Source organism: Staphylococcus sp. NWU MK-U1 (assembly GCF_033283505.1).
Lineage (GTDB): Bacteria > Bacillota > Bacilli > Staphylococcales > Staphylococcaceae > Staphylococcus > Staphylococcus haemolyticus.
In genome coordinates this window covers 141,625-154,359 of sequence record NZ_JAVSMG010000005.1, presented here as the reverse complement: position 1 = coordinate 154,359, position 12,735 = coordinate 141,625, and the positions used below count along the sequence as shown (strand labels likewise).

General features: G+C 31.0%; 13 protein-coding genes. 7 read left to right on the top strand and 6 right to left on the bottom strand.

The window, feature by feature from the left end; genetic code table 11:
- Positions 1 to 178: 178 nt before the first annotated feature.
- The gene (gene mqo / locus SBL16_RS08890) at positions 179 to 1,657 is read left to right on the top strand and encodes a malate dehydrogenase (quinone) (protein ID WP_107634625.1); all 1,479 of its coding nucleotides are present in this window, start codon (positions 179 to 181) and stop codon (positions 1,655 to 1,657) included.
- Positions 1,658 to 1,744: 87 nt separating this feature from the next.
- On the opposite strand, the gene SBL16_RS08885 is transcribed toward mqo, so the two are convergent.
- The 4 genes from SBL16_RS08885 to SBL16_RS08870 form a co-directional block, all read right to left on the bottom strand.
- Positions 1,745 to 2,197, bottom strand: a complete 453-nt coding sequence (locus SBL16_RS08885) for a DUF3021 domain-containing protein (RefSeq protein ID WP_037535828.1) — start codon at positions 2,195 to 2,197, stop codon at positions 1,745 to 1,747.
- A complete protein-coding gene (locus SBL16_RS08880; RefSeq protein WP_011275020.1) occupies positions 2,194 to 2,634 on the bottom strand; it encodes a LytTR family DNA-binding domain-containing protein in 441 nt (146 codons plus the stop codon). Before SBL16_RS08880 ends, SBL16_RS08885 begins: the two co-directional genes overlap by 4 nt.
- 123 nt (positions 2,635 to 2,757) lie before the next feature.
- The gene (locus SBL16_RS08875) at positions 2,758 to 4,128 is read right to left on the bottom strand and encodes a sensor histidine kinase (protein ID WP_107612055.1); all 1,371 of its coding nucleotides are present in this window, start codon (positions 4,126 to 4,128) and stop codon (positions 2,758 to 2,760) included.
- A complete protein-coding gene (locus SBL16_RS08870) occupies positions 4,121 to 4,795 on the bottom strand; it encodes a response regulator transcription factor (RefSeq protein WP_053018367.1) in 675 nt (224 codons plus the stop codon). Before SBL16_RS08870 ends, SBL16_RS08875 begins: the two co-directional genes overlap by 8 nt.
- A gap of 135 nt (positions 4,796 to 4,930) precedes the next feature.
- Here SBL16_RS08870 and SBL16_RS08865 point away from each other — a divergent pair, with 135 nt between their 5' ends.
- Positions 4,931 to 5,986, top strand: coding sequence for an ABC transporter permease (locus SBL16_RS08865; RefSeq protein ID WP_107609868.1), 1,056 nt, complete (start codon positions 4,931 to 4,933; stop codon positions 5,984 to 5,986).
- Complete coding sequence (locus SBL16_RS08860) at positions 5,986 to 6,651, top strand: ABC transporter ATP-binding protein (RefSeq protein ID WP_107612056.1); 666 nt, start codon at positions 5,986 to 5,988, stop codon at positions 6,649 to 6,651. The genes SBL16_RS08865 and SBL16_RS08860 overlap by 1 nt, the downstream gene beginning before the upstream one ends.
- A 119-nt stretch (positions 6,652 to 6,770) precedes the next feature.
- Here SBL16_RS08860 and SBL16_RS08855 read toward each other — a convergent pair whose 3' ends face one another.
- On the bottom strand, positions 6,771 to 7,334 hold the full coding sequence (locus SBL16_RS08855; RefSeq protein ID WP_259340541.1) for a YdcF family protein: 564 nt from the start codon (positions 7,332 to 7,334) through the stop codon (positions 6,771 to 6,773).
- A 555-nt stretch (positions 7,335 to 7,889) separates the two neighbouring features.
- Between SBL16_RS08855 and SBL16_RS08850 the strand changes: the two genes are divergently transcribed.
- The 3 genes from SBL16_RS08850 to SBL16_RS08840 all read left to right on the top strand — a co-directional run bounded on the left by SBL16_RS08850 (position 7,890) and on the right by SBL16_RS08840 (position 11,291).
- Positions 7,890 to 8,348 carry a MarR family winged helix-turn-helix transcriptional regulator gene (locus SBL16_RS08850; protein ID WP_053018363.1) on the top strand — a complete coding sequence of 153 codons (459 nt, stop codon included), beginning with the start codon at positions 7,890 to 7,892 and terminating at the stop codon, positions 8,346 to 8,348.
- Positions 8,349 to 8,458: 110 nt separating this feature from the next.
- Entirely contained in the window at positions 8,459 to 9,823 is a 1,365-nt protein-coding gene (locus SBL16_RS08845; protein WP_107634623.1) for a zinc ribbon domain-containing protein, read from the top strand.
- Positions 9,824 to 10,082: 259 nt separating this feature from the next.
- The gene (locus tag SBL16_RS08840; protein ID WP_107634622.1) at positions 10,083 to 11,291 is read left to right on the top strand and encodes a multidrug effflux MFS transporter; all 1,209 of its coding nucleotides are present in this window, start codon (positions 10,083 to 10,085) and stop codon (positions 11,289 to 11,291) included.
- Between the two features lie 113 nt (positions 11,292 to 11,404).
- On the opposite strand, the gene SBL16_RS08835 is transcribed toward SBL16_RS08840, so the two are convergent.
- On the bottom strand, positions 11,405 to 11,956 hold the full coding sequence (locus tag SBL16_RS08835) for a TetR/AcrR family transcriptional regulator (RefSeq protein ID WP_107612060.1): 552 nt from the start codon (positions 11,954 to 11,956) through the stop codon (positions 11,405 to 11,407).
- A 128-nt stretch (positions 11,957 to 12,084) separates the two neighbouring features.
- Here SBL16_RS08835 and SBL16_RS08830 point away from each other — a divergent pair, with 128 nt between their 5' ends.
- Positions 12,085 to 12,732, top strand: coding sequence for an HlyD family secretion protein (locus tag SBL16_RS08830; RefSeq protein ID WP_107612061.1), 648 nt, complete (start codon positions 12,085 to 12,087; stop codon positions 12,730 to 12,732).
- Positions 12,733 to 12,735: the final 3 nt, after the last annotated feature.

The following is a 12,735-nucleotide window of genomic DNA, read 5'->3' as shown; positions in this document are numbered from 1 at the left end:
CACTTTTTTCATAGAACGATTATGTATATAATTAAACTAGTTATTAAAAAAGTCGATTTACGTTCTGCGTAAAGTTAATATTAAAAATTTTAATAAATAAAGAAAGCGTTTTAATTTATTAAGCCAAGATCAATTTCCTATCGACTAAAGATGTGAAAAAAAGGGGGACTGTATTGTTATGAGTTCAGAACATAGCAAAACAGATGTCATCTTAATAGGTGGCGGTATAATGAGCGCAACACTCGGTACGTTATTAAAAGAATTATCTCCAGACAAAGAAATTAAAATATTTGAAAAATTAGAACAATCTGGTGAAGAAAGTTCAAATGTTTGGAATAATGCTGGCACAGGGCATTCTGCACTTTGTGAATTGAATTACACTAAAGAAGGCAAAGAAGGCTCTGTTGATATTACTAAAGCAATTAAAATCAATGAACAATTCCAAGTATCTAAGCAATTTTGGGCACATTTAGTAAGAACTGGACAATTAGAAAATCCATCTAACTTCATTCAATCAGTGCCACATATGAGTTTCGTAAAAGGTATCTTCAATGTAAAATTCCTTAAAAACAGAGTAGCAGCATTAAAAGAAAATATACTATTTGAAAAAATGGATATTACTGAAGATCGTGAAAAAATTAAAGAATGGGTACCTTTAATGGTTGAAGGAAGAACATCACATGTTCCAATTGCATTATCTCGTGATGAAAGTGGGACAGATGTAAACTTTGGTGCACTAACAAAAAAACTCATCTCTAATTTAAAAGAAAGAAATGTAGAAGTCTCTTATAAACAAGAAGTTGAAAATATTGAGAAACTGGATAATGGTAACTGGAAAGTGACTGTTAAAGATCTTAATTCTGGACAAAGTCATACGTATGAATCAGAATTTGTATTTATTGGGGCCGGCGGTGCAAGTTTACCATTACTTCAAAAAACAGGTATCAAGCAATCAAAACATATCGGTGGTTTCCCAGTAAGTGGTCTGTTCTTACGTTGTACTAATAAAGACGTTATCGAAAAACATCATGCTAAAGTTTACGGTAAGGCAAGTGTAGGTGCACCACCAATGTCGGTACCTCATTTAGATACACGATTTGTAAATGGTGAACGTGCTTTATTATTCGGCCCATTTGCAGGCTTTTCACCTAAATTCTTAAAAACAGGTTCAAATTTAGACTTAATACGTTCAGTTAAACCTAATAATTTATTAACAATGTTATCAGCAGGTGTTAAAGAAATAGATTTAACTAAATATCTCGTATCACAACTTATGTTAAAACATGAAAATCGTATGAATGATTTACGTGTATTTTTACCTAATGCAAAAGACGAAGATTGGGAAGTTATTGTTGCAGGTCAACGTGTACAAGTGATCAAGGATACTGAAGATAGTAAAGGTAACTTACAGTTTGGTACTGAGGTAATTACATCTGATGATGGTTCTCTTGCAGCATTATTAGGTGCTTCACCTGGTGCATCAACTGCAGTAGATATTATGTTAGATTTATTACAACGTTGTTATGGTAATGAATTTAAAAATTGGATTCCGAAAATTAAAGAAATGGTACCTTCTTTCGGACTTAAATTAACAGAGCATGAGGACGTCTATCGAGCTGTTAATAAAGAAATTCAAAAATATTTAAATGTAAAATAAGTATCATTTCAATATAAAATCACATTAAGCTCCTTATAAAGTTTGCACTTTAAGTGTTTACTTTATAAGGAGCTTTACCATTAGTAATTATTTTTTATTTAATTGGTTATTGATTTCAGAAACATATTTTCTACTTTTTAAAAACTCTATAATCCAAATAATGATGTAGATAATGATGAAATAGAATGTGAAAATAAATATATTTGAAACACTTATCGAAAACCATCCGGATAAAATACCGATTGGTAATAATCCAATATAACTCAACATAAAATGCATTAATGTGCTACGTGTGATACTCCAATCTGTGTGCGAAAAGAAAAAGTTTGCTAAGTAAAATAATGCACCAATTAAAAGCCACAAACAAATGGCGATGAGCATTACTATTGGTTCAGACAAGTGTGAATAATATAACTTACCTAGTGTTGTAACTGGTGAAATTGGATAATATTCACCGCCAGCATTGATATAACTAAAAATGATAGAAAGTGCTAAACCTATAACTAAAGAAATACTAACAAATTGATATAATTTTCTCATAATGAAAGTCTCTCCTTTATGGATTTTAAATATCTTCTAGAGGAGTAGGTATAATCAATATGTTGCAAATAAATTCTAATCAAACCATTAGGTTCTAATTGCAATTTTTTAATCTTATTTATATTTACAATTTCAGATTTAGAAATTCGAATAAATGAAGTAGGAAGTTTTTCTTCAAGTTCATATAATCGTTCTTTCAATTTAAATTGTTCGCCATCTCTAATTGCAATGACTTGATTTTTATGTGTACGAAAACTAATGATGGTTTGAATTTCTATAATATGGATCATGTCATCTTGTTTGCCATAGAGTTGTTTTAAACTATTCAAATCTTCAATATTTGTAATAACTTGCTGTACTTCATCATCAAATTCAGGTGCGTGAATCGCGATATACTTCTCATCTTCTTCGGGTGATATGTGTAACCGTAGTTTCATTCGACTAATGCCTCCTCAACGTCATTTAACCACAAATGTATAGAAAATTTTTAGAACAATATTAAATGGTAGATATATTGAAGTAAGTGGTTAGTTTTGTAAAATAATATCTAATTAAATTGATTAGTTAGTTTCAGGCAATGTCACTGTAAACGTCGTTCCGTCACGTTCATTACTAGTTACTGATATTTGTCCACGATGTAAATGAATGATAGATTGAGTTATTGCTAATCCTAATCCATTGCTATTATCCTCAGCATTACGCTTATAAAAACGATCGAATAGATGAGGTTGCACTGATTCTGGAATGGTATGCCCTTCATTCGTAACGGTAAAATAAATAATTCCTTCGTTAATAAATAATTTCACATCAATCATGCTATTGGGATTAGAATACTTAATTGCATTTTGAATGAGATTAGAACATGCTTGATGTAATAAACGATTATTTCCTCGGAAATGAACCGTATCTATATCAGACATCAACATTAATTGTTTGTTATCTATCCCATATTGCTCGTGACGAATGATGTCAGTTATTAATTCTTTAAAGTGAACATCATCTTCAAATTTTAGATGAGTAGCGTTATCTAGTTCGGATAATAGTAATAATTCTTTTGTTAAATTACTTAAATGCGTAACTTCTTCATGAATTTCATGAATAATCTGATCACGCTCTCCTTGATTTACATTGCTTTGTAACGTACTAAGTAGACGATGAATGTGCGTTAATGGCGTCTTGATTTCATGTGAAACATTTTGAACAAAGTGTTGTCGCATATCATCTACTTGTTTTAAAGATTGTCGCATCGCTTCAAATCGATATTGTAACGTACCAATTTCGTCATGACGACTTTGATAGATTGGTGAATTAAAATCACCATGCATTAAACGTTCAGTTGCTTGCTTCAATATTTTTATAGGTTTAATAATTGAATATGTAGATGCAATAACGAGCGTGATAGATATACTTAATAAGCATATTAAAAGAACAGCTAGAAAAGTGCGAAACTCACTAAATGTTTCACCTATGTCAGGACGCATAAATACGGCAAGCTTTTGATTATTTTGGTTAAAAGGGATACCCACAGTATTATCCGTTTCATTATCAAAAAAGCCAGTTATAAACAGTTCGAAAGGTTTATTTTTAATACCATGGTAGGGTTTACCTTTTAGTACTTGGTTAATAGCTGAATCTGAAATAGTGTCTTTTCGGAATGGTTCACCAAAAAAAGTTTTATGATGTGAGTGATCTACAATCATAATTTGATAGTTCATATCTCCTAAATGTTTAAAATATGATTGAGTGTCAGATTGATTTGAAGATGTATGGAATGCTCTTGCCTCTTCTAAAGTACGCATAATTTTTGCGTCATTTTGTGCTTTTAAATTGAAATGATAGTACACGTTTGCAAAAAGAAAACTGACTAAAGCACTAAAAAGAATGACCGTAATCGTGTAAATAGCAATACGTGTATAAAGCGTCTTAAACATGTGTAATCACCCTGTATCCTTGTCCACGAACTGTTTGTATCTCAATTGTGGCATTTAATTGATTTAAACGATGACGTAGTCGCTTAATGTGAACGTCTATAGTTCTTTCATCTCCCTCATAATCGAATCCCCAAATTCGCTCAATTAGTGTGTCTCTTGTGAAAATATGTTTTGGTTGACCACACAATAAAAATAATAATTGAAACTCTTTTGTAGGCAAATTGACATTTTTAGAGTCGACAGATAATTCCATATACTCTTGAATTAAAGTAACATTTCCTAACTTTATAATGTCTTGAGAATTAATTTGGTAACGTCTTAACACAGCTTGTACTCTAAATAACAATTCTTTTACTTCAAAAGGCTTGGTAACGTAATCGTCTGTCCCACTTACAAATGCACGTTCTTTATCACTCAAAGCATCTCTTGCCGTCAACATTATGACAGGTAGATCAAAATCATTTTTAAGCAATTGACACAACTCAAATCCATCCATGCCAGTCATCATAATATCAACAACTGCAATGTCGACTTTATTATTTGCAAGGTACGCGATTGCACTTTCACCACTTGCGTGAGTGACGGTTTGAATTTGGGCTGCTTCGAGATGTTGAGATACATAATGTAATATCTTATAGTCGTCATCTACTATTAAACACTTCACCATCAGTTTTACTCCTTTGTTATTCATAAAATGATTATATGAATAACTATATCAAAAAACAATTCTTCTTAAAGTTCATATTCAGTTCATAATGTGTCATTAAACTATGTATTGAAATAGCAGTGGGAGGTACTAAATATGAATTTAGCATGGAAAGAAATAAAATTTTACAGATTTCGTTATACATTAATCATGTTAATTATATTTCTATTGGGAAGCATGGTGTTATTTATTAGTGGATTAGCTCAAGGCTTAGCACGAGAAAACATATCATATTTAAATAATATGCCAGCTGAACATTATATAGTCGAAGATAATAAGGAACCGAAGTTAGAAAGTTCTCAGTTGAACCAATCACAACAAAATAAAATAGAGAATATTATTCATGAAAATGCAACTCAAATGGGGTCGCAAACACTTAAAATAAACCAACAAGATCAAGATGTCATCACGTTAAATACACCTAAACATCTTAAGCCAAAACTTGTAAGTGGTAATTATCCAAAAAAACAGAATGAAATAGCTATTAGTGAGAAACTGACTGGAAATGACTTGAAAGTTGGAGATTCTGTAACTTTTAAAGGACATAATCATAACTATAAAATAAGCGGCATAATGAATGAGTCGATGTACTCACATAGTTCAATGATATTAATGAATAAAGAAGCGTTTAAGTCATTAAATAAACAAGTATCAACATTTTATCCGGTTGACAAAATCAATAAAGATGAAAAACAATCACTTAAACAAATTAAAGGTATTAAGGTTGTAAATGAAAAGGCATTAACTGATAACATTGCTAGTTATCAAGCAGAACAAATGCCACTTAATTTAATGATTATTAGTCTATTCGTGATTACAGCAATTGTTTTAAGTGCGTTCTTCTATGTGATGACGATTCAAAAAATACCTCAAATAGGCATTCTTAAAGCCATAGGTATTAAAACGAAGCATTTATTAACTGCACTTTTATTACAAATTATTTTAACAACAATGTTAGGTGTTATTTTAGCATTTTCTGTCATACTTATATTAAATGCCTTTATGCCTGTAACTATGCCGTTTTATCTAAGTTATAGTCAGGTGTTATTAATGATAGTCGTATTTCTAATTGTAGGGTTAATCGGTGCATTATTATCCTTTATAAAAGTTCTAAAAGTAGATCCTATAGAAGCAATTGGAGGTATGGAATAATGGCATTACAACTCAAACACATTACTAAGACATTTGGCAATGGAGCTGCACAAACAGAAGTATTAAAGAATATTAATTTTAATGTGAATCAAGGTGAATTCATCATACTAAGTGGCGCATCTGGATCAGGTAAATCTACACTTCTTAATATTTTAGGTGGATTACTAAGTCCGACGAGTGGAGATGTTTTGTATAATGGTGAGCATTTATTGTCAAATGAAGTAGATAAAACAAGTCTAAGATTAAATGATATAGGTTTTATTTTTCAATCATCTCATTTAGTTCCGTATCTAACAGTTAGAGAACAATTAATGATTGTAGCTAAAGAAGCGGGTATAAAGCGTAAAGAGGCTAAAGATAAAGCACAAAGACTATTAACTGAGATAGGTCTGAGTCATCGTTTAGATGTTTATCCTCATTTGTTATCTGAAGGAGAGAAACAACGCGTTGCTATAATGAGAGCTTTTATGAATGAACCTAAAATCATATTAGCAGATGAGCCAACTGCCAGTTTAGATGCAGATAGAGCTACATCTGTTGTGCAAATGATTAAAGCACATGTTCAAACTAAAAATATGATTGGTATTATGATTACGCATGATAAAAGATTATTTGAATATGCGGATAGAGTGATTGAAATTGAAGATGGTAAAATCGAGTTATAAAAAATAAACTTAGAAAGTTTAATTAGTTGTGTCATTTAAATCACACAATAATCAAACTTCTCTCAGCTTTAATCATTTTGCGGGAGTGGAACAAAACATACTGTTCCACTCCCGTTTTTTTAAAATAGAATGAAAAGAGAAGCAAAAAATAAAATTGCAAAGTAAATGGTCAATAGTAATTTATATTGATACATTAGTGCTAAGAAATCTCTCACTAATGCGACATCAAAGAAATGATAAGGGGTGTGACTTCCTATACCATCAACTTTCATTCGATTCGTATGCGCAAATTTCATTCCTCGTAAGATATGAAATTGGCTCGTAACACAAAGTATATTGGGGCTATTTGAGTATAGGTTGTGTATGACTTTTTTTGAATAATAGAAGTTTTCAAACGTATTTGTAGATTGAGATTCCATAATAATACTAGATTGGGGAACCCCATGTTGTATTAAATAACGCTGCATCGCTAATGCTTCAGATATGGGTTCATCTGGCCCTTGACCACCACTAACAATTATTTTACATTTGTCAGTTTGATGTTGATATACACTAAGTGCACGATTTAATCTTTCGGCTAACATTGGTGTAACTTTTTCTGTGAAAATTCCAGCTCCTAATACCATAATTAAGTCGTACTGCTTATGAGTTGAGATGCGACCTAAAGCTGATGACCAAGACATGTAAAGCAATAATGCATAACAAGTACTTATAGCAATCATAGTTAGCCACAAGAAAACACCATTAATTATAGGAATAGGCATAGTGCTAAGATATGCAAAAATCGATGTAAAGAGCACTCCTAATATGAGATATTTCGTCATTTTATTTAAAAAAGCTTGACCTTTTTGTAAGGAGAAAAGATGGTTGTGCTTTACTAGTAAACCAACCATAGTAATAATCATGATTATTATAAGTGTAGTAGGGAGTGTCATTGTTAATAGATTCAAAATAGTAATCAACATACATAATATAATAGTTGTAATAAACAATCTTAAATTCAGAAGCCATTTCACGTTGAATAATACACCTAGTACAGACAATAACACAATGAGAGCTAAGATAATTGCGATCATAAGGAATACCTCTAATTTCTTTATATATATAAATGTAATCGAACAACTTACCTATTAGCAACTATTAATAGCGTAATTAGGTTTTCAAGAGAATTGTTTATTGATATTATTTAACAGAGTATGTAAAACGCTATTGATTACTATTTAACGAGGAGTAAAGTAATGAGCATAATTTCAAGAAACCACATCGAATTTATGAAGCAATTCATTGATGATACTAATACTTTAACTGCAAAGTTATTAAAAGATCAGCAAAGCAAGTATGGTATTTCAATGGAACAATCCAATGTTCTAAGATTGCTAAGCCATCATCAAGTATTATCAATTACTGAAATAACTGAAAAACAAGGTGTTAATAAAGCAGCAGTAAGTCGACGTATCAAGAAACTAATCGATAGTGGCTTCGTAGCATTACAAAAGCCAAATAACAATATTGATCAACGACTAAAATATGTTGCTCTAACGGAAAAAGGTAGAAAATATACTGAAGAAAACAATAAAATTGTTAGCGATATGGTTAGTGATATGGTAGCTGATTTATCAAGTAAAGATATTGAGAAAGCTTTAAGTGTATTATATATAATAGATGAGAGAGTAAAAAAATTTAATTCAAAAGTTTAAATTAGTATGAAGGTCTAGAATGATTATTATATAATAGAAATCATATTCTTATTTGAAATTAAAATATCAATCGATAAATATATTCTAGTAGAGGGGAAGTTGGTGACTAAATGAGAACATGTCCGAAATGTGGACAGAAAATTGATAGCAACTTAAACAAATGTCCTAATTGTGGGAAAAAATTAGACAATAAAGACAATCAAATAAACTCCCCTCAAATCAACACATCTAATATTAGGATAAGAAAGTTTATTCCTTGGGCTATCGTTGCGTTTATCATTGTTTTACTAATTATTGTGTTTGTATTGGTTAGAAATTACAATTCACCTGATGCACAAACAAAGATTTTAGTTAATGCAATTGATAATAATGATTCACAAAAAGTAGCGACGCTATTAAGCTCTAAAAATTCTCATATAGATTCAGATGAGGCAAGTGTATATATAGACTATATTAGAAGTGAAGTTGGAATGAAGAAATTTGCGCGCGATATTAAATCTACAGTAGAAACACTCAATAAAAGTGATTCTAAAGAGGCAATTAATTTAAAAACGCGTGCAGGTAATAACTACTTACGGGTAAGTAAAAATGGTACACGATTATTAATATTCGATAATATGAGTTACACTGCTCCGACAAAGAAGGCAATTGTGAAACCTAAATTGGATACGAAATATGAATTTAAAGATGGTGGAAAAAAGAAAACAGTTATTGCTGATGCGAATAAGACGACTTCACTAGGTACTTATATCCCAGGTATATATTCTGTTGATGCTAAAAAAGAAACAGAATATGGAGAGTTTAGTGGTCAACTTAAATTTGACTTTAGATATGGAAAGAGTAACACAGTTGAAGTAAATGAAAACTTCAACGAAGCGTTATTAACAGTCAAATTAAAAGGAAAAAGTGATTTAGACAAAGACTCATTGAAAGTTGAAATTAATGATAAACAAATGAAATATAGCAGTTCTAGAGAATATGGACCTTATCCTCAAACGAAAGATGTTACAGTTTCTGCACTAGGTAAGGCAAAAGGGAAAACATTCCATGCAGAGACAAAAACAATCAAAGCAAGAGATTTAGGTAATATTAATAGTGCTACACTAGAGTTTGATGATGAAGAGATTAGTGACTATATCGAGGAAAAAGAAGCGGAAGAAAATAGTTTGAAAACAAAGCTAAGTAATTTCTTTAGTAATTATTCTTTCACTTTGAATTCAGCTATTTCACAAAGTGATTTCAATTTAGTGAGTACATTTTTAAAAGATAAATCGAGTATCTATAATTCTATAAAAAACAATTTAAACCAATCAGTAGCCTTTATTAATCCACAAGTTATAAGTGCTAGTCAAAAAGGCAACACGATTAATACTAAAGTGCAACATTTAAATAGCAGTGGGCAGTATGAAACCACTAATTATGAATTAAGAGAAGATAGTGATACGGGTAATATTCAATTAGTTGATTCAAAATAAATGAATGAGTAGCGATCGATATTGTATCTTTAACATTCATTCTAAATAAGTATTTGTAGACTGAACTGAGAAGGTGATTAAATGAAGCTTTTCTCAGTTCTAGTCATTTATAAGAGAATGAACGAAACACAAACTTAAAATTTCAATAAGTGGTTTAAAAATTCGAAAGCTAGAGTAATATTAAAGCATGTTTTATTCCAACTTATTAAATTTTAATCAATACATAAAAATATGAAACCTAAAAGGGTGGGATAATATAATGGATGTAGAGCAAAAGCAAAAGAAAAATTCACCGTTATTTATTATTATATTGGGTGCTTTAACTGCTATAGGTGCTTTATCTATAGATATGTTTTTGCCAGGGCTACCAGAATTAAAAAATGATTTTAATACGACTACTGCTAATGCACAACTAACTTTATCTTTATTTATGATAGGTTTAGGGTTAGGTAATCTATTTGTAGGTCCAATATCCGATAGTATTGGGCGAAAGAAACCACTAGTTATATCTATGATTATATTTGCTTCAGCAAGTTTAGGTATTGTCTTCGTTGAAAATATTTGGATTATGGTATTTCTTAGATTTATTCAAGGATTTACTGGAGGCGCTGGAGCAGTTATATCAAGAGCGATTGCTAGTGACATGTATCGTGGAAATGAACTGACTAAATTTTTAGCACTACTCATGCTAGTTAATGGTGTAGCTCCTGTGATTGCACCCGCTTTAGGTGGCTTAATATTGAGTTTTGCTGTTTGGCGAATGGTTTTTGTCATTTTAACGCTATTTGGTGTATTAATGGTGTTAGGTTCATTGTTTAAAGTTCCTGAATCTTTATCGGTAGAAAATCGTGATAGCAGTGGAGTGAATGTGATTTTTAGTAACTTTAAAAGTTTACTCACAACACCACGATTTGTCTTACCAATGCTCATTCAAGGCGTTACATTCATCATGTTATTTAGTTACATTTCTGCATCACCATTTTTAGTTCAAAAAATATATGGTGTTTCGCCATTACACTTTAGTTGGATGTTTGCAGGAGTGGGAATCACACTTATTATTGCGAGTCAGATTGCTGGAAGATTAGTAGACTATTTTCACCCACAAGTGCTACTACGTGCATTTACAATTATCCAAATCTTTGGCGTTGTGATTGTATCGTTAACATTAATAAATCATTGGCATTTTGCGTTATTAGTTATAGGTTTTATCGTTTTAGTGGCACCTGTTACAGGCGTCGCGACATTAGGATTTTCAATTGCAATGGAAGAACGTACAACCGGAAGCGGGAGCGCATCAAGTTTATTGGGATTATTACAATCTTTATTAGGCGGCCTTGTGACACCACTTGTTAACCTAAAAGGTGAATATAACAGTATGCCTTATATCATTATTATTAGTCTCACAGCAATTTTACTTATCATTTTACAATTATTAAATATTAAAGTATTTAAGCATGACAAAGTATAAAAGAAACTAAATTAATTATTATGCTACGATGAAATAATTAAATACAGTATCAAAGTGAAGAAGCCATTAATCGAGTTAACTCAATTAATGGCTTCTTCATTGATTAAATGCAACTATCTTTGAACTTTTAAAGTATTAGCTAGTAATGCACTTGCTACTTCATCCGGGCTTTCTTGACACCCTAATCTTAACCAATTTAAAATGACACCTATTTGACCACTCATTGTATAAGTTATAAAAAAAGGCACGTTTTGAATGGTTGTATTATTTTCTCCTAAAAATCTTGCGTAATATTGTTTCGTAATATCAATATATTCCATAACTAATTCTTTATTTGGATGAGAAATAAAAATAGCGTGGTAAAACGCTTTTTTTCTATAGATATATTTTAGAATAATATGAAAGAATTTATAAACTTTTTCAGGATTTTTTTTAATATTATCAAAATTAAAAGAGAATGTGTTGAGTAAGTGTTCATATTTATTCAAATGATAATTTTGGATTTTTGATAGCAAGTCAAATTTATCTTGAAAGTGATCATAGAAAGTTGACCGATTGACATTACTATTTGCGCAAATCATCTTTATAGATATATTTTCGAAGGGATAAATTTCTAATAAATCAATTAAACTTTTTATAATTTTATATTTAGCATTTTGCTTCATCTTGTCACCTGATTTATCTCGTACTTCATTTAGCCGACAATTTACTAATAATTGTTGGTGTTAATTTTATTTATATGTCTTTATAATATTAAAAGTGATTTTGAAAAGCAAATAGGAGGAAATGTTCAATGAAGAAAATGGTGTTAATTAATATCATCACAATCGTTGTTCTAGTTGTAGTTGGTATTGTAGGTTTCTATTTATATCATAATGCTACAAGCTTTGTAACAACTGATAATGCCAAAGTTGATGGAGAACAAATTCAAATCTCTAGCCCAACTTCAGGTCAAATTAAATCCCTTGATGTAAAACAAGGGGACAAAGTTAAAAAAGGTGACAAAGTAGCAGAAGTGAGTGGTCAAAGCCAAAGCGGTGAGTCACAAACAATGGATATCAAAATGCCACAAAACGGAACTATCGTTAAAACAAGTGGTATGGAAGGTTCAGTTGCACAAGCAGGTTCACCAATTGCTTATGCTTACAATTTAGATGATTTATATATTACAGCAAATATTGACGAAAAAGATGTTAGCAGTGTAGAAAAAGGCGACAAAGTTGACGTAACAATCGACGGTGAAGATTCTGACGTTAACGGTAAAGTTGAAGAAGTAGGCCAAGCAACTGCAGCTAGCTTCTCATTAATGCCATCATCTAACACTGACGGTAACTACACTAAAGTATCTCAAGTAGTACCAGTTAAAATTTCTTTAGATTCTGCACCATCTAAAAATGTTGTTCCTGGAATGAACGCTGAAGTAAAAATTCATAAAGACTAAGGA